General features: G+C 63.5%; 31 protein-coding genes. 1 reads left to right on the top strand and 30 read right to left on the bottom strand.

Translation table 11 applies throughout. From position 1 onward, the window contains the following. Window positions 1-157 precede the first annotated feature (157 nt). Window positions 158-1,549: a class II 3-deoxy-7-phosphoheptulonate synthase gene (locus QRO95_RS21245; protein WP_049421673.1), complete on the bottom strand. Its 1,392-nt coding sequence runs from the start codon at window positions 1,547-1,549 to the stop codon at window positions 158-160. Window positions 1,550-1,770: 221 nt separating this feature from the next. Here QRO95_RS21245 and QRO95_RS21240 point away from each other — a divergent pair, with 221 nt between their 5' ends. Next, window positions 1,771-3,903: a TonB-dependent receptor gene (locus QRO95_RS21240; protein WP_285303428.1), complete on the top strand. Its 2,133-nt coding sequence runs from the start codon at window positions 1,771-1,773 to the stop codon at window positions 3,901-3,903. 64 nt (window positions 3,904-3,967) lie between these two features. On the opposite strand, the gene QRO95_RS21235 is transcribed toward QRO95_RS21240, so the two are convergent. The 29 genes from QRO95_RS21235 to QRO95_RS21095 form a co-directional block, all read right to left on the bottom strand. After that, complete coding sequence (locus QRO95_RS21235; protein ID WP_285303427.1) at window positions 3,968-4,474, bottom strand: disulfide bond formation protein B; 507 nt, start codon at window positions 4,472-4,474, stop codon at window positions 3,968-3,970. A 185-nt stretch (window positions 4,475-4,659) separates the two neighbouring features. Then, the gene (gene rplQ, locus QRO95_RS21230) at window positions 4,660-5,043 is read right to left on the bottom strand and encodes a 50S ribosomal protein L17 (protein WP_005408217.1); all 384 of its coding nucleotides are present in this window, start codon (window positions 5,041-5,043) and stop codon (window positions 4,660-4,662) included. A 191-nt stretch (window positions 5,044-5,234) separates the two neighbouring features. Then, entirely contained in the window at window positions 5,235-6,233 is a 999-nt protein-coding gene (locus tag QRO95_RS21225; protein ID WP_010483975.1) for a DNA-directed RNA polymerase subunit alpha, read from the bottom strand. A gap of 55 nt (window positions 6,234-6,288) precedes the next feature. Further along, window positions 6,289-6,918 carry a 30S ribosomal protein S4 gene (gene rpsD / locus QRO95_RS21220; RefSeq protein WP_004145446.1) on the bottom strand — a complete coding sequence of 210 codons (630 nt, stop codon included), beginning with the start codon at window positions 6,916-6,918 and terminating at the stop codon, window positions 6,289-6,291. Between the two features lie 15 nt (window positions 6,919-6,933). Further along, window positions 6,934-7,323 carry a 30S ribosomal protein S11 gene (gene rpsK, locus QRO95_RS21215; protein WP_004145443.1) on the bottom strand — a complete coding sequence of 130 codons (390 nt, stop codon included), beginning with the start codon at window positions 7,321-7,323 and terminating at the stop codon, window positions 6,934-6,936. Window positions 7,324-7,334: 11 nt separating this feature from the next. Beyond that, window positions 7,335-7,691: a 30S ribosomal protein S13 gene (rpsM, locus tag QRO95_RS21210; RefSeq protein WP_004154500.1), complete on the bottom strand. Its 357-nt coding sequence runs from the start codon at window positions 7,689-7,691 to the stop codon at window positions 7,335-7,337. Between the two features lie 347 nt (window positions 7,692-8,038). Further along, complete coding sequence (gene secY / locus QRO95_RS21205) at window positions 8,039-9,406, bottom strand: preprotein translocase subunit SecY (protein WP_005408215.1); 1,368 nt, start codon at window positions 9,404-9,406, stop codon at window positions 8,039-8,041. 7 nt (window positions 9,407-9,413) lie between these two features. Next, the gene (rplO, locus tag QRO95_RS21200; RefSeq protein ID WP_004154498.1) at window positions 9,414-9,857 is read right to left on the bottom strand and encodes a 50S ribosomal protein L15; all 444 of its coding nucleotides are present in this window, start codon (window positions 9,855-9,857) and stop codon (window positions 9,414-9,416) included. A 6-nt stretch (window positions 9,858-9,863) separates the two neighbouring features. Beyond that, complete coding sequence (rpmD, locus tag QRO95_RS21195) at window positions 9,864-10,055, bottom strand: 50S ribosomal protein L30 (RefSeq protein WP_004154497.1); 192 nt, start codon at window positions 10,053-10,055, stop codon at window positions 9,864-9,866. Next, complete coding sequence (rpsE, locus tag QRO95_RS21190; RefSeq protein WP_004145411.1) at window positions 10,048-10,590, bottom strand: 30S ribosomal protein S5; 543 nt, start codon at window positions 10,588-10,590, stop codon at window positions 10,048-10,050. The genes rpmD and rpsE overlap by 8 nt, the downstream gene beginning before the upstream one ends. Before the next feature lie 161 nt (window positions 10,591-10,751). Beyond that, window positions 10,752-11,111, bottom strand: coding sequence for a 50S ribosomal protein L18 (gene rplR, locus QRO95_RS21185; RefSeq protein WP_024957318.1), 360 nt, complete (start codon window positions 11,109-11,111; stop codon window positions 10,752-10,754). 80 nt (window positions 11,112-11,191) lie between these two features. Beyond that, complete coding sequence (rplF, locus tag QRO95_RS21180) at window positions 11,192-11,716, bottom strand: 50S ribosomal protein L6 (RefSeq protein ID WP_010483977.1); 525 nt, start codon at window positions 11,714-11,716, stop codon at window positions 11,192-11,194. Window positions 11,717-11,734: 18 nt separating this feature from the next. After that, on the bottom strand, window positions 11,735-12,133 hold the full coding sequence (gene rpsH, locus QRO95_RS21175) for a 30S ribosomal protein S8 (RefSeq protein ID WP_005408210.1): 399 nt from the start codon (window positions 12,131-12,133) through the stop codon (window positions 11,735-11,737). A gap of 259 nt (window positions 12,134-12,392) precedes the next feature. Beyond that, window positions 12,393-12,698, bottom strand: a complete 306-nt coding sequence (rpsN, locus tag QRO95_RS21170; protein ID WP_005408209.1) for a 30S ribosomal protein S14 — start codon at window positions 12,696-12,698, stop codon at window positions 12,393-12,395. Window positions 12,699-12,716: 18 nt separating this feature from the next. Beyond that, window positions 12,717-13,259 (bottom strand): 50S ribosomal protein L5, encoded by a 543-nt coding sequence (rplE, locus tag QRO95_RS21165; RefSeq protein WP_004154491.1) that lies wholly within the window; start codon window positions 13,257-13,259, stop codon window positions 12,717-12,719. Between the two features lie 11 nt (window positions 13,260-13,270). Next, entirely contained in the window at window positions 13,271-13,588 is a 318-nt protein-coding gene (gene rplX, locus QRO95_RS21160; protein WP_004154490.1) for a 50S ribosomal protein L24, read from the bottom strand. Window positions 13,589-13,604: 16 nt separating this feature from the next. Beyond that, window positions 13,605-13,973 carry a 50S ribosomal protein L14 gene (gene rplN / locus QRO95_RS21155; protein WP_004145357.1) on the bottom strand — a complete coding sequence of 123 codons (369 nt, stop codon included), beginning with the start codon at window positions 13,971-13,973 and terminating at the stop codon, window positions 13,605-13,607. Window positions 13,974-13,984: 11 nt separating this feature from the next. After that, a complete protein-coding gene (rpsQ, locus tag QRO95_RS21150; protein WP_004154489.1) occupies window positions 13,985-14,254 on the bottom strand; it encodes a 30S ribosomal protein S17 in 270 nt (89 codons plus the stop codon). A gap of 11 nt (window positions 14,255-14,265) precedes the next feature. Continuing rightward, entirely contained in the window at window positions 14,266-14,451 is a 186-nt protein-coding gene (rpmC, locus tag QRO95_RS21145) for a 50S ribosomal protein L29 (protein ID WP_004154487.1), read from the bottom strand. Continuing rightward, on the bottom strand, window positions 14,451-14,864 hold the full coding sequence (gene rplP / locus QRO95_RS21140; protein WP_004154486.1) for a 50S ribosomal protein L16: 414 nt from the start codon (window positions 14,862-14,864) through the stop codon (window positions 14,451-14,453). Before rplP ends, rpmC begins: the two co-directional genes overlap by 1 nt. A 5-nt stretch (window positions 14,865-14,869) precedes the next feature. Then, window positions 14,870-15,604, bottom strand: coding sequence for a 30S ribosomal protein S3 (rpsC, locus tag QRO95_RS21135; protein ID WP_004145350.1), 735 nt, complete (start codon window positions 15,602-15,604; stop codon window positions 14,870-14,872). A gap of 18 nt (window positions 15,605-15,622) precedes the next feature. Then, entirely contained in the window at window positions 15,623-15,958 is a 336-nt protein-coding gene (gene rplV, locus QRO95_RS21130) for a 50S ribosomal protein L22 (RefSeq protein ID WP_004145348.1), read from the bottom strand. Window positions 15,959-15,970: 12 nt separating this feature from the next. Then, window positions 15,971-16,240 carry a 30S ribosomal protein S19 gene (gene rpsS, locus QRO95_RS21125; RefSeq protein ID WP_004154485.1) on the bottom strand — a complete coding sequence of 90 codons (270 nt, stop codon included), beginning with the start codon at window positions 16,238-16,240 and terminating at the stop codon, window positions 15,971-15,973. 6 nt (window positions 16,241-16,246) lie between these two features. Next, complete coding sequence (rplB, locus tag QRO95_RS21120) at window positions 16,247-17,074, bottom strand: 50S ribosomal protein L2 (RefSeq protein ID WP_004145339.1); 828 nt, start codon at window positions 17,072-17,074, stop codon at window positions 16,247-16,249. Window positions 17,075-17,084: 10 nt separating this feature from the next. Then, window positions 17,085-17,384 (bottom strand): 50S ribosomal protein L23, encoded by a 300-nt coding sequence (rplW, locus tag QRO95_RS21115; RefSeq protein ID WP_004145338.1) that lies wholly within the window; start codon window positions 17,382-17,384, stop codon window positions 17,085-17,087. Continuing rightward, a complete protein-coding gene (gene rplD / locus QRO95_RS21110; RefSeq protein ID WP_004145337.1) occupies window positions 17,381-17,986 on the bottom strand; it encodes a 50S ribosomal protein L4 in 606 nt (201 codons plus the stop codon). The genes rplW and rplD overlap by 4 nt, the downstream gene beginning before the upstream one ends. A gap of 12 nt (window positions 17,987-17,998) precedes the next feature. Next, window positions 17,999-18,649: a 50S ribosomal protein L3 gene (gene rplC / locus QRO95_RS21105; protein WP_004145336.1), complete on the bottom strand. Its 651-nt coding sequence runs from the start codon at window positions 18,647-18,649 to the stop codon at window positions 17,999-18,001. Window positions 18,650-18,660: 11 nt separating this feature from the next. After that, on the bottom strand, window positions 18,661-18,972 hold the full coding sequence (rpsJ, locus tag QRO95_RS21100; protein WP_005408208.1) for a 30S ribosomal protein S10: 312 nt from the start codon (window positions 18,970-18,972) through the stop codon (window positions 18,661-18,663). Window positions 18,973-19,304: 332 nt separating this feature from the next. Beyond that, window positions 19,305-19,907: EF-Tu/IF-2/RF-3 family GTPase (locus QRO95_RS21095; protein ID WP_285303426.1), on the bottom strand; the 603-nt coding region annotated here is incomplete at its 5' end.

Here is a 19,907-nt window from a genome sequence, read left to right as displayed (position 1 = left end):
TGGCGCCATGGATGGCGCCATCGAGCCCCCATGGATGGGTTTACGGCGTGTCCTGCCTGCCCACACCGCCCCGCCATCCCACGGAATACCCGCTTCTGCCGTTGCTGTTGCTTCGGCTTCTGGCAGGTGCAGGGCTGCAAGCCCTGCCGAAACCCCCTTACCGCACTTGCTCCTGCTTGCGCACGATCGCCATCGCGATCTCCAGCGACTGCTCGTAGTTCAACCGCGGGTCCACCGTCGAACGGTAGGCGCGCTCCAGGTCACGTTCGGTCAGTTCGCGCGCGCCACCGGTGCACTCGGTCACGTCTTCGCCGGTCAGCTCCAGGTGCACACCGCCCAGTCGCGTACCTGCGGCCGCGTGCAGATCGAACGACATCTCCACTTCGCCACGCACGTTGTCGAAGCGGCGTGTCTTGAAACCATTGGCAGTGCTTTCGGTGTTGCCATGCATCGCATCGCACACCCACAGCACGCGGCGGCCATCGCGCTTGACCGCATCCAGCAGCGGCGGCAGCTTCTCGGCGATCTGCGCTGCACCCATGCGGTGAATGAAGCTCAGTCGACCCGGCTCGTCATGCGGGTTGAGCACATCAATCAGGCGCAGCAGCTGGTCCGGCGTCACCGATGGGCCGACCTTGATCGCGATAGGGTTGCGCACGCCACGCAGGTATTCCACGTGCGCGCCATCGAGAGCGGCCGTGCGCATGCCGATCCACGGGTAGTGCGTGCTCAGGTTCAACCAGCCCTGCTGGCGCGGCACCTGCCGGGTCAACGCCTGTTCGTAGGGCAGCAGCAGCGCTTCGTGCGACGTGTAGAAGTCGATGCGGTTGAGGTTGTGCACGCGGGCCCCGGCCAGGGTCTCCATGAAGTGCACCGCATCGCCGATCGACGCCACCATCTTCTGGTACTCGGCAGCCAGCGGCGAATGCCGCACCCACTCCAGGTTCCAGTACTCGGGGTGGTGCAGGTCGGCGAAACCGCCGTCGATCAGCGCACGCACGAAGTTCATGGTCATCGCCGAGTGCGCGTGGGCCTGCAGCATCCGCTTCGGATCCGGCAGCCGTGCCGCTTCGGTGAAGGCCGGCGCGTTGATGACATCACCGCGGTAGCTGGGCAGGGTCACGCCGTCGCGGGTCTCGGTATCGGCCGAACGTGGCTTGGCGTACTGGCCGGCGAAACGGCCGACGCGGATCACCGGCTGGCGCAGGCCATGCACCAGCACCAGGCTCATCTGCAGCAGCACCTTCAGCCGGTTGGAAATGGTGCCCGATTCGCAGTCGCTGAAGTTCTCCGCGCAGTCGCCGCCCTGCAGCAGGAAGCGCTTGCCTTCCTGCGCCTCGGCCAGCTGCTGCTTCAGCGCCAGGATTTCCCAGGAGGTGACCAGCGGCGGCAGCCGCTTCAGTTCGTGCAGAGCGGCGTCCAGCGCCACCGGGTCCGGGTAGGTCGGCATCTGCAGCGCGGTCTTGCCACGCCAGCTCTCCGGCGACCAGGCGGCGCCAGTGGCGGCTGCGGCGGGATCGGGCACGGGCGGAACGGCGGACAGGCTCATTGCAGACTTCCGGGATGGGGGGCGGTCATGGTCGCAGAGCCAGCCGCTGGCGCAAAGGGCCGACCTGCTCGGCCAGGCCGCCTGAACGGCAGGGAAAGGCCGATGCGAGCAGCCAGATCCCGCATGGTCAGCCGCTCAAGGTAGGCGCATGATCTGTTACGGAGTAACACTTCTACGTCATGGACCGGCCCCTTCCACGCCCTGCCATCACTCTTCCCATCATGAAGCCCTCGCCCCTCGCTACCGGCATCACCTTCGCCCTGGCCCTGGCCCTGGCCAGCCTGCCCGCCTTCGCGGCCGCCGCCAATGGCGCCGGGCCTGCGGTCAAGGACCTGGACACGGTCACCGTCAGCGCCCAGCTCGACCAGGCCCGCAACGCGTTGTCGCCGGACATCGGCAGCAGCCAGTACCAGATCACCGCCGAGGACATCCAGAAGCAGCCGCTGGGCGCCTCCGCGCCGCTCAGCCAGGTGCTGCTGCAGGCACCCGGCGTGGTCCAGGATTCCTATGGCAGCGTGCACGTGCGCGGCGACCACGCCAACCTGCAGTACCGGATCAACGGCGTGTTGCTGCCCGAATCGATTTCCGGCTTCGGCCAGACCCTGGATGCGCGCACCATCAAGAGCATCCGCCTGATGGACGGCGCGTTGCCGGCGCAGTTCGGCGAGCGCACCGCGGCGGTGGTCGACATCACCACCCGCAATGGCGCCGAGCTGGGCAACGGTGGCAGCGCCGGACTGACCACCGGCTCGTTCGGCAAGGTGAATCCGAATGCCTCCTGGTGGGGCAACCAGGGACGCTGGAGCTGGTTCCTGACCGGCAACTACGACCAGAACGAAGTCGGCCTGGAGAATCCGACCAACTCGCGCAAGCCGCTGCACGACGATACCCACCAGGGCAAGGCCTTCGCCGACCTGACCTACCTGGTCAACGAGAACACCCGCCTGAGTGTGTTCGCCGGTTTCGCCAACAACCGTTTCCAGATTCCGGTCAATCCAGGGCAGACGCCGCAGTTCGGTTACCTGGACACCACCACCTTCGATTCCAGCCAGCTGGATGAGACCCAGCGCGAGACCACCCGCTTCGGCATGCTGGTACTGCAGGGCACGCTGGGCAGCACCGCCTACCAACTGTCCGCCGGGCAGCGCTACAGCGATGCAGCGTTCAACCCGGACGTCGTCGGCGATCTGGTGTTCAGTGGCGTCGCCTCGCAGGTGCAGCGCAGCAACCGTGCCAACACCCTGCAGGCCGACTTCTCCACACCACTGGGCAACGACCACACGCTGCGCTACGGCTTGTACGGCAACTACGAGCACGCACGGGCCAGCAGCAACAGCTGGGTGTTCCCGGTTGATGACGGCGGCCAGCAGTCCAGCACCACGCCGCTGCTGATTCCTGACCACAGCGCCTTCCATGCCAGCACGCTGGCGTTGTACGTACAGGATGAGTGGAAAATCGGCGACGACTGGACCGTCAACTACGGTCTGCGCGGTGACCGCTACAAGGCCTTCGGCCGCACCGAGGGCCAGCTCAGCCCGCGCGTGGGCGTGGTCTGGAATGCCAGCGACAGCACCACCGTGCATGCCGGCTATTCGCGCTATTTCACGCCACCGGCCAGTGAACTGATCGCCAGCAGCGACATCGCCCTGTACGACGGCACCACCAACCAGCAGCCCAGCGGCGGCAACAACACGCCGCTGGCCGAGCGCAGCGACTACTACGACATCGGCGTCTCGCAGCAGCTGGGTGAACACCTGACCCTGGGCCTGGACGCTTACGACCGCCGCGTCGCCCGCCTGCAGGACGAAGGCCAGTTCGGCGCCGCCTACATCTACTCGACCTTCAACTACCGCCGCGGACACATCCGTGGCCTGGAGTTCAGTGCCGACTACAGCAACGGCCCGTTCAGTGCCTACTTCAATGCGGCGCTGAACAAGGCCATCGGTACGGATGTCATCACCAGCCAGTACAACCTCGATCCCGAGGCGCTGGCCTATGTGGCCAACCACTGGATCCACCTCGACCACGACCAGAAGCTGACGTCGTCGGGGGGGCTCAGCTACGCCTTCGCCGGGCACAACCGGATCGGGGCCAACTACGTGCTCGGCAGTGGCCTGCGTTCGGACATCGAGGGCGTACCCAACGGTGGCGAGCTGCCGTCCTACCTGCAGGTGAACCTCAGCGCCGGGCACGACTTCAACGTCGACAGCGGCCATCCACTGCATGTGCAGCTGGCGGTGATCAACGCGTTGGACCGCAGCTACCAGCTGCGCGATGGCGGTGGCGTCGGCGTGTTCGCCCCGCAATGGGGACCGCGCCGCGGCGCCTACCTGAGCCTGCAGCAGGATTTCTGAGCTAGTGCCGGCCGCTGGCCGGCATTCCCGCGGTGTGCCGGCCAGCGGCCGGCACTACCCTGCTTCAGCGCTTGACCTTGCGCAGCGACACCACCAGCGCCCACAGCGCCAGCAGCACGAACCACACGCCCGACCACATCGGCATGGTCAGGCCCATGAAGGTCCAGTCGATGTTGCCGCAGTTGCCGGTACCAGTCAGCACCGTGCGGAACACTTCCAGCGGCCCCATGGTCTCGCTCAGGAAGGCCAGCGGCGGGCCACAGGTGGACCCCATTTCCGGCGGCAGCATCTGCACGTAGACGTGGCGCGCGGCGATGCCGACACCCACTGCGGCGGCAATGAACGCCAGCACGCCATAGGTCGCGCGTCCGGGGCGGTTGGACGGACCATGCAGTGCACCGATCAGGAACAGCAGGCCAAGCGCAGCGAAGGCCAGGCGCTGGAAGATGCACAGCGGACACGGCTCCAGGCCCATCTTCAGCTGCAGGAAGATCGCGTAGCCAAGCAGGCCCGCGCAGATCAGGAAGCCCAGGAAGAACTGGGCGCGGAAGGGCCAGCGCAGTGGATTCATCGTCAACGCTCGAATGGATCAGGCGCCAAGCGTAACCGAGAGTGCGCGCCATTCGAACCGCCACAGGTGACGCCTGTCGGAACGGTGTGGGTCAGAGCCCTGTCCTGCAGAAAGGGATCCGCCCCCGGAAACGCAAAAGCCCGGCAGAGGCCGGGCTTTCGCTGTGTCGCATTGGAGCGGTCCGATTACTCGGCCACTTCCTCGGCCACGACCGGACGGTCAACCAGCTCGACGTAGGCCATCGGCGCGTTGTCGCCAGCGCGGAAGCCGCACTTCAGCAGACGCAGGTAGCCGCCCGGACGGTTCGCGTAGCGCGGGCCCAGGATGGTGAACAGGTTGCCCACGGCTTCGTTGTCGCGCAGGCGAGCGAACGCCAGACGGCGGTTGGCGACGGAGTCGACCTTGGCCAGGGTGATCAGCGGCTCGGCAACGCGGCGCAGTTCCTTGGCCTTCGGCAGGGTGGTCTTGATCAGCTCGTGCTTGAACAGCGAGGCAGCCATGTTCTTGAACATCGCTTCGCGGTGGGCGCTGGTACGGCTGAACTTACGGCCAGACTTCTGGTGACGCATGGTGATATTCCTTGGTTAATGATGAGACTGTGCGGATCGTTGTCGCCATCCTGGCGTTGCTGCGCGGACTGCGGTTGGTCCTGGCCACCCGTCCTGGGCGACCTGCCGCGCGAACCTGGGGTTCGTCGTGGCATGTTGTGTTGCGTTGAAGGCCCCACCGCGAACGGTGGAGCCTTCAGGCATTACCGATATCAGCCCAGCATGCCGTGGCTGGCGACACCGGCCGGCGGCCAGTTCTCCAGCTTCATGCCGAGCGACAGGCCGCGCTGAGCCAGCACTTCCTTGATCTCGGTGAGCGACTTCTTGCCCAGGTTCGGGGTCTTCAGCAGCTCCACTTCGGTCTTCTGGATCAGATCGCCGATGTAGTAGATGCTTTCAGCCTTCAGGCAGTTGGCCGAACGCACGGTCAGCTCCAGATCGTCGATCGGGCGCAGCAGCACCGGATCCACGCCGTTGTTGGCCGGCTTGGCTGCACCGCGGTCGCGGTGGGTGAAGTCACCGAACACCGACAGCTGGTCGCTGAGGATGTCGGCGGCGGTGCGCACGGCTTCCTCGGCGTCGATGGTGCCGTTGGTCTCGATATCGATGACCAGCTTGTCCAGGTCGGTACGCTGTTCGACGCGGGCCGCTTCCACGGCATAGGCGACGCGGCGGACCGGCGAGAACGAGGCATCCAGGACCAGACGGCCGATGGCACGGGTTTCTTCGTCCGGACGACGACGCGCGGCAGCCGGCTGGTAGCCGAAACCACGTTCGATCTTCAGACGCATGTTGATCGCCGTATCCTTGGTCAGGTGGCAGATCACGTGTTCGCCGTTCAGGATCTCCACATTGTGGTCGACCTTGATGTCGGCAGCGGTGACAACGCCCGGGCCCTGCTTGGACAGGGACAGGGTGGCGCTGTCGCCGGAGTGCATACGGATGGCCACGTCCTTGAGGTTCAGCAGGACTTCGAGCACGTCCTCCTGCAGACCTTCGACCGTGGTGTACTCATGCAACACGCCGTCGATTTCGACTTCCGTGATGGCGAAGCCCGGGATGGACGACAGCAGCACGCGACGCAGGGCATTACCCAGCGTATGCCCGTAACCCCGCTCCAAAGGTTCGATAACGACCTTTGCACGGGTGTCGGTAAGGCGTTCGATCTGCGGACCGCGAGGACGCAGAACCTGGTTGGCGGTAACCGTCATGTTGCGGGTTCTCCTAGTGAACCCCCGGCCGTCGCCGGGGGCTCTCCAATGTGAATTACTTCGAATACAGCTCGACGATCAGCGCTTCGTTGATGTCCGCAGGCAGATCCGAACGATCCGGAACAGCCTTGAAGATGCCGGTGAACTTGCCGGAATCCACTTCAACCCACGACGGGCTCAGGTCATGCTGGGCGGCGACGGTCAGGGCTTCCTGGACGCGCAGCTGCTTGGCAGCCTTTTCAGACAGAGCGATGGCGTCGCCAGCCTTGACCTGGTACGAAGCCAGGTTGACCGACTTGCCATTCACGGTGACGCCGCGGTGCGACACCAGCTGACGGGCAGCCGGACGGGTCACGGCGAAGCCCATGCGGTAGACGACGTTGTCCAGGCGGGTTTCCAGCAGCTGCAGCAGGTTCTCGCCGGTGTTGCCCTTCTTGGTCGAGGCCTTCTTGTAGTAGTTGCGGAACTGACGCTCCAGCAGGCCGTAGATACGCTTGACCTTCTGCTTTTCACGCAGCTGGGTGGCGTAGTCGGACAGCTTGCCCTTGCGGGCAGTGGCGCCGTGCTGGCCGGGCTTCTGCTCCAGCTTGCACTTCGAGTCCAGCGCACGCGCCGGGCTCTTCAGGGACAGGTCGGCGCCTTCGCGACGGGCGAGCTTACAGGTAGGACCGATATAACGAGCCATTTCTTATCGCTCCCTTTAGACGCGACGCTTCTTCGGCGGACGGCACCCGTTGTGCGGGATAGGCGTCACGTCGATGATGTTGGTGATCTTGTAGCCGACGTTGTTCAACGAACGCACGGCCGACTCACGGCCCGGACCCGGGCCCTTGATGCGGACTTCCAGCGACTTCACGCCGTAGTCCAGCGCAGCACGACCGGCCTTTTCAGCAGCCACCTGGGCAGCGAACGGGGTCGACTTGCGCGAACCGCGGAAGCCAGCGCCACCGGAGGTCGCCCACGACAGAGCGTTGCCCTGGCGGTCGGTGATGGTGACGATGGTGTTGTTGAACGAAGCGTGGACGTGGGCAACGCCGTCGGTGACGACGCGCTTGATCTTCTTCTTGGTCTTAGCAGCGGGCTTAGCCATTTCTCAGTCCCTTACTTCTTGATCGCCTTGCGCGGACCCTTGCGGGTGCGGGCGTTGGTACGGGTGCGCTGGCCACGCAGCGGGAGGCCACGACGGTGACGCAGGCCGCGGTAGCAGCCCAGGTCCATCAGGCGCTTGATCGCGATGCCGATCTCACGGCGCAGATCGCCTTCCACGATGTACTTGCCGACTTCGGCGCGCAGGCGCTCGATTTCCGGCTCCGACAGATCGCGGATCTTGGTGGTCGAAGCAACGCCTGCGACTTCGCAGACCTTCTTCGAACGGGTACGGCCGATGCCGTAAATGCTTTGCAACCCGACCCAGACGTGCTTCTGGGCTGGCAGGTTGACGCCTGCAATACGCGCCATGACGCGGTTCTCCAGCTGAGTGATGGCCGACAGCGCGCCTCGGGCACGCCAATCCGGCAGGATGGATCAAAAAAGTGAACTAGCGATACTAACAAGGTTCCGGTTTACATGGAAGCCCGTGAAACCATTGGTTTCATGAACCCGGCCTGGGGAGTGTGCCCAGGCTCCGGCGCCGGATGGGGTTGGACCTGGGGTTTCCCCCGGGGCCGCCCGCGCTACTCCAGCGCAGGACCACCTCATCACACCCCCACCCGGAACCGCTGCGGGGGCCGCCCTTCGTTTGTGTGGCCGGAGTCCGCGAAGCGGAGGGACCATCACGTCAGGAAGACGAAAGTATAACAGGCCAATCAGCCGCGGGCAAAACCGCCGCGGTTGCCGCCCTTCAGGTTGGCCTTCTTCAGCAGGCTCTCGTACTGGTGGGACATCAGGTGCGCCTGCACCTGGGCGATGAAGTCCATCACCACCACCACCACGATCAGCAGCGAAGTACCGCCGAAGTAGAACGAGGCGTTCAGCTGCGTGCGCATCAGTTCCGGCAGCAGGCAGACGATCACCAGGTAGGCCGAGCCGGCTGCGGTCAGGCGGGTCAGCACGCCGTCGATGTAATCGGCAGTGGCCTTGCCCGGACGGATGCCCGGAATCAGAGCGCCCGACTTCTTCAGGTTGTCGGCGGTTTCCTGCGAGTTGAACACCAGCGCGGTATAGAAGAACGCGAAACCGGTGATCAGCGCAGCGAACACGATCATGTGCAGCGGCTCGCCCGGGCCGAGCGCGTTGGCGACCTTCTGCAGGACCTGGCCGAAGCTGCTCTGGTTGGCAGCCTGGCCGGACCACATGGCCAGGGTGGCCGGGAAGGCCAGCAGGCTCGAGGCGAAGATCGCCGGGATGACGCCGGCCATGTTGAGCTTCAGCGGCAGGAACGAGGTCTGGTTCATGTACGCGTTGCGACCGCCCTGGCGGCGCGCGTAGTTGACCGTGATCCGGCGCTGGCCACGCTCGACGAACACCACGAAGAAGGTGAAGGCGAGCACGACGATGGCGATCAGCAGCAGCTGGATGAACTGGATGTTGCCGTCGCGGTAGGCGTCGAAGGTGTGGATGATCGCACCCGGCAGGCCAGCGACGATACCGGCGAAGATGATCAGCGACACGCCATTGCCGATGCCGCGCTCGGTGACCTGCTCACCGACCCACATCAGGAACATGGTGCCGGCGGTCAGCGCGACCACGGCGGTGAGCACGAAGCCCATGCCCGGCGCGTACACGACCGGAGCGCCCGACGGCGAGACCTGGCCCTGCAGGGCCAGTGCGATCGAGCCGCCCTGCACCACTGCCAGCAGCACGGCGCCGATGCGCGAATACTGGGTGATCTTGCGGCGGCCGGACTCACCTTCCTTCTGCATCGCCTTCAGGGCGGGGAAGATGTGCACGGCCAGCTGCATCACGATCGATGCCGAAATGTACGGCATCACGTTCAGCGCGAAGATGCTGAAACGGTGCAGGGCGCCGCCCGAGAACATGTTGAACATGTCCACGATGCCGCCGCCCTGCTGTTGCATCATGGCAAGCATGGCATCGGGATTGACGCCCGGCACCGGCACGTAGCAGCCGATGCGATAGACGATCAAAGCCCCGACGACGAACAGCAAACGTTGGCGAAGTTCAGTGAACTTGCCCATTCCGCCCGCGAGGTTACCGATGCCAGCTTGCGCCATGATTTTCTTACTCCGTTACGCTGCCGCCGGCAGCTTCGATCGCAGCCTTGGCACCAGCCGTGGCAGCGATACCCTTCAGGGTGAACGCCTTGGTCACTTCGCCCTTGACGACGACCTTGGCCTTCTTTGCAGTGCTCGGGACCAGCTTGGCAGCACGCAGGGCGGCGAAGTCGATCTCACCGGCCGGCAGCTTGTCCAGCGCGTACAGCAGCACTTCAGCGGTGTCCTTGGCGATCGGCGAACGGAAGCCGATCTTCGGCAGACGACGCTGCATGGGGGTCTGGCCGCCTTCGAAGCCAGCCTTGATCTTGCCGCCACCCTTACGGGCGAACGAACCCTTGTGGCCGCGGCCGGCAGTCTTGCCCAGGCCCGAGCCGATACCGCGACCGACGCGGGTGCGCTCGGTGCGGGCGCCCGGTGCCGGGCTCAGTTCATTGAGACGCAGAGTCATGATCGATTACTCCTCAACCTTGACGAGGTAGTGAACGGTGTTGATCAGACCGCGAACCTGCGGGCTGTCCTTCAGTTCACGCACATCGTTGAGCTTGTTCAGGCCCAGAGCACGCACCGACAGGCGGTGACGCGACTGAGTACCACGCAGGCCACGCACCAGGCGCACCTTCACAGTCTTGTTGGACTCATTAGCCATGGTTGAGTTCCTCCACCTTCTTGCCGCGCTTGGCCGCGATGCGGGCCGGCGACTGCGCAGCAGACAGGCCCTTCACGGTGGCACGCACCAGGTTGATCGGGTTGCGCGAACCGGTGGCCTTGGCCAGCACGTTCTTCACGCCAACGGCTTCCAGCACGGCGCGCATGGCACCGCCGGCGATGACGCCGGTACCTTCCGAAGCCGGCTGCATGAACACGCGGGCTGCGCCGTGACCATCCTTGATGGTGTGCCACAGGGTGCCGTTGTTCAGGTCAACGCTGACCAGGTTCTTGCGGGCCTGTTCCATCGACTTCTGGATGGCGACCGGCACTTCGCGGGCCTTGCCATAGCCGAAACCGACCTTGCCTTCGCCGTCGCCGACCACGGTCAGGGCGGTGAAGGTGAACTGGCGACCACCCTTGACGGTCTTGCTGACGCGGTTGACCGCGACCAGCTTTTCGATCATGCCGTCGTCGACTTTCTCTTCGCGGTTACGGTCGCGATCGCGACCCCGCTGCTGACGCTCTTCTGCCATTTTGATTCCTTGGTAGTTTGGGTATGTACGGCTCGGGGCCGCTTATGGTTGTGGAATGTCGCGTTGTTCCGGTGGGCCACTGCAGAAGAGTGGCGCCGTCCAGCCTCACTCAGGCGGGCGAGCAGGCGGGCAGGAGACCACAGGTCCCCTGCCCTTATCCCTTAGAACTGCAGGCCGGCTTCGCGGGCGGCTTCTGCCAGGGCCTTGATGCGGCCGTGGTAGCGGTAGCCCGAACGATCGAAGGCAACCTTCTCGACGCCGGCGGCCTTGGCGCGCTCAGCGACGATACGGCCGACCTTGGCGGCGGCGTCGGCGTTCTTGCCGTTCTTCAGACCTTCCATGACGTCGGTCTGGGTGGTGTTGGCAGCAGCCAGCACCTTGGAACCGTCGGCGGTGAAGACCTGGGCGTACAGGTGCTGGCCGGTGCGCAGCACCGACAGGCGGGCGACGCCGAGCTCACGGATGTGGGCGCGGGTCGACTTGGCGCGACGCAGGCGGGCGATGTTCTTGTTCATTTTGATTATTCCTTGAAAGCTGAAGGTTGGGCTTTTCCCTGAGGAGTCCGCACACGGATGTGCGGGCTCTTGCGAGGGACTCGCACTTACGCCTTCTTGGCTTCCTTACGGATGATGACTTCGTCGGAGTACTTCACGCCCTTGCCCTTGTACGGCTCCGGCTTGCGGAACGCACGGATCTTGGCGGCAACTTCACCGACGACCTGCTTGTCAGCGCCCTGGACCAGGATCTCGGTCTGGGTCGGGGTGGTGATGGTGATGCCTTCCGGCGCCACGAACACGACCGGGTGCGAGAAGCCCAGCGACAGGCTCAGGTCCTTGCCCTGCATGGCAGCGCGGTAACCCACGCCGACCAGCTCCAGCTTGCGCTCGAAGCCTTCGGACACGCCCTTGACCATGTTGGCCAGGATCGCACGCACGGTGCCGGTCAGTGCGACCAGCTCGGCGTTCTCGGTGCTCAGGGTGGCAACGCCGTTGTCGACGTTGATGGCAATACCGGCCGGCTTGGCCAGCGACAGGGAACCCTTCGGGCCCTTGGCGGTGACGCTGTCCGACTGGACGTTCAGTTCAACCTTACCCAGGTCGATCGGCTTCTTGGCTACGCGGGACATAGTTCTACTCCTTTCGCCTTAGGCCACGAAGCACAGGACTTCGCCGCCGACGCCCAGCTGGCGCGCCTGCGCATCAGTCATGATGCCCTTGGAGGTGGAAATGATGGAGATACCCAGGCCGTTCATGACCTTCGGCAGCTCGCTCTTGCCGCGGTACTGGCGCAGGCCCGAACGCGAGAAGCGCTTCAGGGTCGCGATGACCGGCTTGCCTTCGAAATACTTCAGCACGATTTCCAGCTCGGACTTGTTGTTTTCCAGCTGGGTCACGCGCAGGTCGGTGATGTAACCCTCGTCCTTCAGGACCTGGGCGATCGCAACCTTGATCTTGGACGACGGGGCTTTCACCGTCTGCTTGCCAACCGCGGCCGCATTCTTGATGCGGACCAGCAGGTCGGCGATGGGATCAGTCATGCTCATATGAGTACCTTTGAGTGCACCGATATCCGCTTTCGCGAAAATCTGTTGTCTCCTGGAAACGGGCCAGGTCCCTTGATGCAGCGGGCCAAGGGCCCACCCCTACAACCCCGTTTGCACAGGGCAAGACGCGGGAGTATACGCCAAAAGAGCCCGGCTTGCGCCGGGCTCTTCGGTTTTTTTTGCGTCGGGAAAGCTGAATGCCTCCCCTGCCCGGTTCAGGCACCCCCGAAGGGGCGCCTGATCGCAGGGCCGGCTGGGATTACCAGCTGGCCTTGCGCAGACCCGGGACGTCGCCACGCATGGTGGCTTCACGCAGCTTGTTACGGCCCAGGCCGAACTTGCTGTAGACGCCACGCGGACGACCCGACAGCTCGCAACGGTTGCGCTGGCGGCTCGGCGACGAATCGCGCGGCAGCTTGGCCAGCTTGGTTGCGGCGTCGATCTTCTCTTCGTAGGTCGCGTCCACGGAGGACACGATCTTCTTCAGAGCTGCACGCTTTTCAGCGTACTTCTTTGCCAGCTTTTCCCGCTTGATGTCGCGGTTGACCATGGAGGTCTTTGCCATTTCGGTTTCCTCGACAGATCAGTTACGGAACGGGAACTTGAACGCTGCCAGCAGCGCCTTCGCTTCCGCGTCGGTCTTCGCAGTGGTGGTGATGGCGATATCCATACCGCGGATCGCGTCGACGGCGTCGAAGTCGATTTCCGGGAAGATGATCTGCTCCTTCACACCCATGTTGAAGTTGCCGCGGCCGTCGAAGGAACGACCGGAAACACCACGGAAGTCGCGCACGCGCGGCAGCGAGATGTTGATCAGGCGATCCAGGAACTCGTACATCTTGTGGCGACGCAGCGTGGTCTTGCAGCCGATCGGCCAACCATCGCGGATCTTGAACGACGCAACCGACACACGCGACTTGGTGACAACCGGCTTCTGGCCGGAAATCTTGGTCATGTCGCCGACGGCGTTTTCCAGGATCTTCTTGTTGGTGGCCGCTTCGCCGACACCCATGTTCAGGGTGACCTTGACCAGCTTCGGCACTTCCATCGGATTGGTGTAGCCGAACTGCTTCATCAGCGCCGGCACCACTTCGTCCTTGTAGAACTTTTCGAGACGGGAACTCATCTTCTCATTCCTCAGGCGTCGAGCGCCTCACCGCTGGAGCGGAACACACGCAGTTTGCGTCCATCCTCCAGCACCTTGAAGCCAACGCGTTCGCCCTTGCCCGAAGCCGGGTTCAGAACATTCACGTTGGAGATATGGATCGAAGCTTCGCGCTCGACCACGCCGCCGGCAACACCTGCCTGCGGGTTCGGCTTGGTGTGGCGCTTGACGATGTTCACGTTGGCGACGACCACACGGTCGCCGTCGACGCGGACGACTTCGCCCTGCTTGCCCTTGTCCTTGCCAGCGTTGACGACAACCTGGTCGCCCTTCTTGATACGGTTAGCCATGATTATCTCCTGTCGCTCACAGCACTTCGGGAGCGAGCGAGACGATCTTCATGAACTTCTCCGAACGAAGTTCACGGGTCACCGGCCCGAAGATACGGGTACCGATCGGCTCCTGCTTGCTGTTCAGCAGAACGGCAGCGTTGCCGTCGAAGCGGATCAGCGAGCCGTCGGCGCGACGCACACCCTTGCGGGTACGCACCACGACGGCGTCATACACTTCACCCTTCTTGACCTTGCCGCGCGGAATCGCATCCTTCACGGTGACCTTGATGATGTCGCCGATGCCGGCGTAACGGCGCTTGGAACCACCCAGCACCTTGAAGCACATCACCTGCTTGGCACCCGAATTGTCCGCGACGTCAAGGTAGCTCTGCATCTGGATCATGATTCAGCTCCTTATTCAGCCGCGCGCGTGATGACTTCCACCACGCGCCAGTTCTTGGTCTTGGACATCGGAGCAATCTCGGTCACGCGGACGACATCGCCTTCCTTGCAGGCGTTGTCGGCATCGTGGGCGTGCAGCTTCGTCGAGCGCTTGATGTACTTGCCGTACAGCGCGTGCTTGACCTGACGCTCAACCAGGACGGTAACCGTCTTGTCCATCTTGTTGCTGACGACACGGCCTTCGACCGTGCGCAGCGTCTTCTTTTCAGTATTGTCGCTCATAGCGGCCATCCTTACTTCGTGCTGCCGAGCAGGGTCTTGACGCGAGCAATCTCGCGACGGACCCGGCGAATGTCGTGGGTCTTCGGCAGCTGGCCGGTGACCTGCTGCATACGGACAGAGAACTGTTCCTTACGCAGGTCGATCAGGTGGGCCTTGAGTTCGTCAGCCGACTTTTCACGGAGAGTTTTGATATCCATCAGCGCACCGTACGGGTCACGAAAGTGGTGGTGACCGAGAGCTTGGCGGCGGCCAGGCGGAACGCCTCGCGAGCCACTTCCTCGGAAACACCCTCGATTTCATAGATCATGCGGCCGGGCTGGATCTGGGCCACCCAGTATTCCACGTTGCCCTTACCAGAACCCATTCGGACTTCGATGGGCTTCTTGGTGATGGGCTTGTCGGGGAACACGCGGATCCACATCTTGCCGCCGCGCTTGACGTAGCGGCTGATCGAGCGGCGGGCCGCTTCGATCTGACGCGCGGTCAGCTGACCGTGTGCGGTTGCCTTCAGGCCGTATTCGCCGAAGCTGACAGCGTTGGCGCTCCAGCTCAGGCCATCGTTACGGCCCTTGTGTACCTTGCGGTACTTGGTTCGCTTGGGTTGCAACATTGTCGTTACCTCGCTTCACGGGCCGGGCGCTGACGGTCACCACGGTCGCCGCGATCGTGACGATCGTTGCGCGACGGGGTGTCGTCCTGCTTTTCCTGGCCAACCTGGGAGAAATCGAAGACCTCGCCCTTGTAGATCCAGACCTTGATGCCGATGATGCCGTAGGTCGTCTTGGCTTCAGCGAAGCCATAGTCGATGTCGGCACGCAGGGTGTGCAGCGGCACGCGACCTTCGCGGTACCACTCCGAACGGGCGATTTCTGCACCGTTGAGGCGGCCACCGACGTTGACCTTGATGCCCAGGGCACCCAGACGCATCGCGTTGCCGACCGAGCGCTTCATTGCACGGCGGAACATGATGCGACGCTCCAGCTGCTGGGCGATCGACTCGGCAACGAGCTGCGCGTCCAGTTCCGGCTTGCGCACTTCGGTGACGTTGATGTGCGCCGGGACGCCCATCATCTCGCTCACTTCCTTGCGCAGCTTCTCGATGTCCTCACCGCGCTTGCCGATCACCACGCCCGGACGGGCGGTGTGGATCGTCACGCGAGCGGTCTTGGCCGGACGCTCGATCAGGATCTTGCTGATGCCGGCCTGAGCCAGCTTCTTGCGCAGCATTTCGCGCACTTTCAGGTCGGCTGCCAGGTAACCAGCGAACTCGGCCTTGTTGGCGTACCACTTGGAGTTCCAGTCCTTGGAAATGCCGAGGCGGATACCAATCGGATGAACTTTATGACCCATGGTCTTTTCCTTATCCGCTTACTTGGCGGCGCCCACAACCACAGTGATGTGGCTGGTGCGCTTGAGGATGCGGGTACCGCGGCCTTTCGCCCGCGCCATGAAACGCTTCAGGGTCGGACCTTCATCAACCATGATGGTCTGAACCTTCAGCTCGTCGACGTCGGCGCCCTGGTTGTTCTCGGCGTTGGCAATTGCCGACTCCACCACCTTCTTGATCAGGTGGGCAGCCTTCTTGTCCGAGAACTTCAGCAGGTTGACCGCACGCTCGGCCGGCAGACCGCGCACCTGGTCAGCGACCAGACGAGCCTTCTGCGGGGAGATGCGCGCAGTGCGCAGGATGGCTTTCGCTTCCATTGTCATCTCTCCTTACTTGCCCGACTTCTTGTCACCACCGTGACCCTTGAAGGTCCGGGTGATGGCAAATTCGCCGAGCTTGTGGCCGACCATGTTCTCGTTGACGAGAACCGGGATGTGGTTCTTGCCGTTATGCACGGCAATGGTGACGCCTACCATGTCAGGCAGGATCATCGAACGGCGCGACCAGGTCTTGATCGGCTTCTTGCTGCCCGCAGCGGCCTCCACCTTCTTGACGAGGTGGTGATCGACGAACGGGCCCTTCTTGAGTGAACGTGCCATGGTCGATTAGCCCCTACGATCGCGGACGATGAACTGCTGAGTGCGCTTGTTATGGCGCGTCTTGTAACCCTTGGTCGGGACACCCCACGGGGTGACCGGATGCGGATTACCCTGGCCGGCCTTCGCCTCACCACCACCGTGCGGGTGGTCAACCGGGTTCATGGCAGCACCACGAACGGTCGGGCGGACGCCGCGCCAACGCTTGGCACCGGCCTTGCCCAGCTTTTCCAGGCTGTGCTCGTCGTTGCCGACTTCGCCGATGGTGGCGCAGCACTCGACCGGAACCTTACGCATTTCACCCGAGCGCAGGCGCAGGGTGGCGTAGATGCCTTCGCGAGCCACCAGCTGCACGGCCGCACCAGCGGCGCGAGCGATCTGAGCGCCCTTGCCCGGCTTCAGTTCGATGCAGTGGATGGTGGTGCCGACCGGGATGTTGCGCAGCGGCAGGGTGTTGCCAGCCTTGATCGGGGCATCCGAACCAGCGATCACCTGATCACCAGCCTTCAGGCCCTTCGGGGCGATGATGTAGCGACGCTCACCGTCGACGTAGCACAGCAGAGCGATGTGCGCGGTGCGGTTCGGATCGTATTCGATGCGTTCCACGCGCGCCGGGATGCCCAGCTTGTTGCGCTTGAAGTCGATGATGCGGTAGTGCTGCTTGGCACCACCACCGACGTGACGCACGGTGATGCGGCCATGGTGGTTACGACCACCCGAGCGGCTCTGCGACTCGACCAGCGCAGCGTGCGGAGCACCCTTGTGCAGGTCGGGAGTGACCACGCGCACGGCCGAACGGCGGCCGGGGGAAGTGGGCTTGAATTTCATCAATGGCATGGGATGTACCTCAGGCCTTGGCCGTTACATCGATCGACTGGCCATCGGCCAGGCGAACGTACGCCTTGCGCCAATCGCCGCGGCGGCCAGCACGGTTACGGAAGGACTTGTTCTTGCCCTTGACGTTGACCACGTTGACGGCTTCGACCTTGACGTCGAACAGCTGCTCAACCGCGGCCTTTACATCGGCCTTGGTGGCTTCGTTCGAAACTTCGAAGACATACTGGTTGGAGAGTTCCTGCAGGCGCGCGGTCTTTTCGGAGACACGCGGGGCACGCAGCACGCTGAAGATTTTTTCGTTGCTGTTCATGCCAGCCACTCCTCGACCTTCTTGACCGCGTCAGCGGTGATGACGACCGTGTCGGCACCCACCAGCGAGACCGGATCCAGACCCTGGACGTCACGCACCTGCACGTACGGCAGATTGCGGGCGGACAGGTACAGGTGCTCGGACGCTTCTTCGGTGACGATCAGCGGGCGCTTGCCCACTTCCAGGCCGGCCAGCTTGGCGATCAGACCCTTCGTGTTGGTCACTTCGACGTCGAAGGACTCCACGATGGTCAGACGGCCCTGACGGTTCAGCTCGGACAGGATCGCGCACATGGCGGCACGGTACTGCTTACGATTGACCTTCTGCTCGAAGCTGCGCGGCTTGGCCGCGAAGGTGACACCGCCGCCGACGAAGATCGGAGCCGTCAGTGCGCCATGACGCGCGCCGCCGCCCTTCTGCTTCTTCGACTTCTTGGTGGTACCAGCCACTTCGGAGCGAGTCTTCTGTGCCTTGGTGCCGGCGCGACCGGCGTTGCGGTAGGCAACGACGACCTGGTGGACCAGATCTTCGCTGAAATCGCGACCGAACACGGCGTCGGAGACCGAGACCTTGTTGTTGCTACCCGTGATAACGAGTTCCATCGTCATCTCTCCTTATGCCTTGCTCGCCGGACGGACGATCACGTCGCCACCCGCCGCGCCCGGAACGGCGCCGCGAACGGCGATCAGACCGCGCTCGACGTCGACCTTGACCACTTCCAGGTTCTGGGTGCTCTGCTGCACCGCGCCCATGTGGCCCGACATCTTCTTGCCCGGGAAAACGCGACCCGGGGTCTGGCGCTGACCCAGCGAACCCGGCGCGCGATGCGACAGCGAGTTACCGTGGGTTGCATCGCCCATACGGAAGTTGTGGCGCTTGATGGTGCCCTGGAAGCCCTTACCCTTGGTGACACCCTGGACGTCGACGATCTGGCCGACTTCGAAGATGTCCGCCTTGACTTCGCCGCCAACGGCGAAATCGCCGAGCTGCGCGTCTTCAACGCGGAATTCCCACAGGCCACGACCCGCTTCCACCTTCGCCTTGGCGAAGTGGCCGGCTTCCGGCTTGTTGACCAGGGCAGCGCGACGCGCGCCGACGGTCACCTGCACGGCGCTGTAGCCGTCGGTTTCGACGGTCTTGATCTGCGCGATGCGGTTCGGGGTTGCTTCGATCAGGGTCACCGGGATGGAGCGGCCATCTTCAGTGAACACGCGGCTCATGCCAGCCTTGCGGCCCACGAAGCCCAACGAATACTTCTTCGTCATGGTCGTAGTCCTCAGGTCAGCTTGATCTGAACGTCGACGCCGGCAGCCAGTTCGAGCTTCATCAGCGCGTCCACGGTCTTGTCATTCGGGTCAACGATATCGAGCACGCGCTTGTGCGTGCGGGTCTCGTACTGGTCACGCGCGTCCTTGTCGACGTGCGGGGAAACGAGAACGGTGTAACGCTCGATCTTGGTCGGCAGCGGGATCGGGCCACGCACTTGCGCGCCGGTCCGCTTTGCCGTTTCAACGATCTCGCTGGCCGAACGGTCGATCAGACGATGATCGAACGCTTTCAGCCGGATCCGGATCTTTTGGTCCGCCATGGCGGTAGGTTCCTTCGTTAAAAGAGCGACAGACAAAGCCTCTGGGTTGCTTTGTCCCATGAAATTCCTGAATACGGACGACCCACAGTCCTGCAGGCCGCCAAGGTCACTCCATAGACCTCAAAAACGTAGGCAGACCAGTTACCCGGCCTGCCCAGACGCAGAAGCATAATGGCACGCAAGGCAGCTGTCAACAGTCGCCTGTTGACGCCGCCTGAATGGCATTGACCCTTCCTGGTCCGGGGAACACAAGGCACATCCTGTGCCTGCTTTCCCATTTGATACGCCCCGATGCCCTACCCAGGCAACATCGGGGCGCAGATACTACCAGATTACTCGATGATCTTCGAGACCACGCCGGCGCCGACGGTACGGCCGCCTTCGCGGATGGCGAAGCGCAGGCCTTCGTCCATTGCCACCGGGTTGATCAGGGTGACGACCATCTTGACGTTGTCACCCGGCATCACCATTTCGACGCCTTCCGGCAGAGCAGCTGCGCCGGTGATGTCGGTGGTGCGGAAGTAGAACTGCGGACGGTAGCCGTTGAAGAACGGGGTGTGACGGCCGCCCTCGTCCTTCGACAGGACGTAGACTTCGCCTTCGAACTTGGTGTGCGGCTTGATCGAACCCGGCTTGGCCAGAACCTGGCCACGCTCGACGTCGTCACGCTTGGTGCCGCGCAGCAGCAGGCCAGCGTTGTCGCCTGCCTGACCCTGGTCCAGCAGCTTGCGGAACATTTCAACGCCGGTCACGGTGGTCTTCTGCACCGGACGGATGCCGACGATTTCGATTTCGTCGCCAACCTTGATCACGCCGCGCTCGATACGACCGGTCACCACGGTGCCGCGGCCCGAGATCGAGAACACGTCTTCCACCGGCATCAGGAACGGCTTGTCGATCGCACGCTCCGGCTCCGGAATCCAGCTGTCCAGGGC

The organism is Stenotrophomonas maltophilia group sp. Smal13 (assembly GCF_030236855.1).
GTDB classification, from domain to species: domain Bacteria; phylum Pseudomonadota; class Gammaproteobacteria; order Xanthomonadales; family Xanthomonadaceae; genus Stenotrophomonas; species Stenotrophomonas maltophilia_A.
The sequence above is the reverse complement of the archived record's forward strand: the minus strand, read 5'-3'. Positions and strand labels throughout refer to the sequence as shown.

Bases quoted from the DNA above. Each gene is read 5' to 3' on its own strand.
- rplP (WP_004154486.1), bottom strand. From the start codon at position 14,864: ATGTTGCAACCCAAGCGAACCAAGTACCGCAAGGTACACAAGGGCCGT.
- secY (WP_005408215.1), bottom strand. From the start codon at position 9,406: ATGGCGCAAGCTGGCATCGGTAACCTCGCGGGCGGAATGGGCAAGTTC.
- rpmC (WP_004154487.1), bottom strand. From the start codon at position 14,451: ATGGATATCAAAACTCTCCGTGAAAAGTCGGCTGACGAACTCAAGGCC.
- rpsC (WP_004145350.1), bottom strand. From the start codon at position 15,604: ATGGGTCATAAAGTTCATCCGATTGGTATCCGCCTCGGCATTTCCAAG.
- rplX (WP_004154490.1), bottom strand. From the start codon at position 13,588: ATGGCTAACCGTATCAAGAAGGGCGACCAGGTTGTCGTCAACGCTGGC.
- rpsM (WP_004154500.1), bottom strand. From the start codon at position 7,691: ATGGCGCGTATTGCAGGCGTCAACCTGCCAGCCCAGAAGCACGTCTGG.
- QRO95_RS21240 (WP_285303428.1), top strand. From the start codon at position 1,771: ATGAAGCCCTCGCCCCTCGCTACCGGCATCACCTTCGCCCTGGCCCTG.
- QRO95_RS21245 (WP_049421673.1), bottom strand. From the start codon at position 1,549: ATGAGCCTGTCCGCCGTTCCGCCCGTGCCCGATCCCGCCGCAGCCGCC.
- rplF (WP_010483977.1), bottom strand. From the start codon at position 11,716: ATGTCCCGCGTAGCCAAGAAGCCGATCGACCTGGGTAAGGTTGAACTG.
- rplN (WP_004145357.1), bottom strand. From the start codon at position 13,973: ATGATCCAGATGCAGAGCTACCTTGACGTCGCGGACAATTCGGGTGCC.
- rplV (WP_004145348.1), bottom strand. From the start codon at position 15,958: ATGGAAGCGAAAGCCATCCTGCGCACTGCGCGCATCTCCCCGCAGAAG.
- rplB (WP_004145339.1), bottom strand. From the start codon at position 17,074: ATGCCATTGATGAAATTCAAGCCCACTTCCCCCGGCCGCCGTTCGGCC.
- rpsK (WP_004145443.1), bottom strand. From the start codon at position 7,323: ATGGCTAAGCCCGCTGCTAAGACCAAGAAGAAGATCAAGCGCGTCGTC.
- rpsJ (WP_005408208.1), bottom strand. From the start codon at position 18,972: ATGGCGGACCAAAAGATCCGGATCCGGCTGAAAGCGTTCGATCATCGT.
- rpsE (WP_004145411.1), bottom strand. From the start codon at position 10,590: ATGGCAGAAGAGCGTCAGCAGCGGGGTCGCGATCGCGACCGTAACCGC.
- rplQ (WP_005408217.1), bottom strand. From the start codon at position 5,043: ATGCGTCACCAGAAGTCTGGCCGTAAGTTCAGCCGTACCAGCGCCCAC.
- rpsQ (WP_004154489.1), bottom strand. From the start codon at position 14,254: ATGAGCGACAATACTGAAAAGAAGACGCTGCGCACGGTCGAAGGCCGT.
- rpsN (WP_005408209.1), bottom strand. From the start codon at position 12,698: ATGGCAAAGACCTCCATGGTCAACCGCGACATCAAGCGGGAAAAGCTG.
- rplE (WP_004154491.1), bottom strand. From the start codon at position 13,259: ATGAGTTCCCGTCTCGAAAAGTTCTACAAGGACGAAGTGGTGCCGGCG.
- rpsD (WP_004145446.1), bottom strand. From the start codon at position 6,918: ATGGCTCGTTATATCGGTCCTACCTGTAAGCTCGCCCGTCGCGAAGGC.
- rplW (WP_004145338.1), bottom strand. From the start codon at position 17,384: ATGAACAGCAACGAAAAAATCTTCAGCGTGCTGCGTGCCCCGCGTGTC.
- rpsS (WP_004154485.1), bottom strand. From the start codon at position 16,240: ATGGCACGTTCACTCAAGAAGGGCCCGTTCGTCGATCACCACCTCGTC.
- rplC (WP_004145336.1), bottom strand. From the start codon at position 18,649: ATGACGAAGAAGTATTCGTTGGGCTTCGTGGGCCGCAAGGCTGGCATG.
- rpsH (WP_005408210.1), bottom strand. From the start codon at position 12,133: ATGAGCATGACTGATCCCATCGCCGACCTGCTGGTCCGCATCAAGAAT.
- rplO (WP_004154498.1), bottom strand. From the start codon at position 9,857: ATGACTCTGCGTCTCAATGAACTGAGCCCGGCACCGGGCGCCCGCACC.
- QRO95_RS21225 (WP_010483975.1), bottom strand. From the start codon at position 6,233: ATGACGGTTACCGCCAACCAGGTTCTGCGTCCTCGCGGTCCGCAGATC.
- QRO95_RS21235 (WP_285303427.1), bottom strand. From the start codon at position 4,474: ATGAATCCACTGCGCTGGCCCTTCCGCGCCCAGTTCTTCCTGGGCTTC.
- rplD (WP_004145337.1), bottom strand. From the start codon at position 17,986: ATGGAACTCGTTATCACGGGTAGCAACAACAAGGTCTCGGTCTCCGAC.
- rpmD (WP_004154497.1), bottom strand. From the start codon at position 10,055: ATGGCTAATGAGTCCAACAAGACTGTGAAGGTGCGCCTGGTGCGTGGC.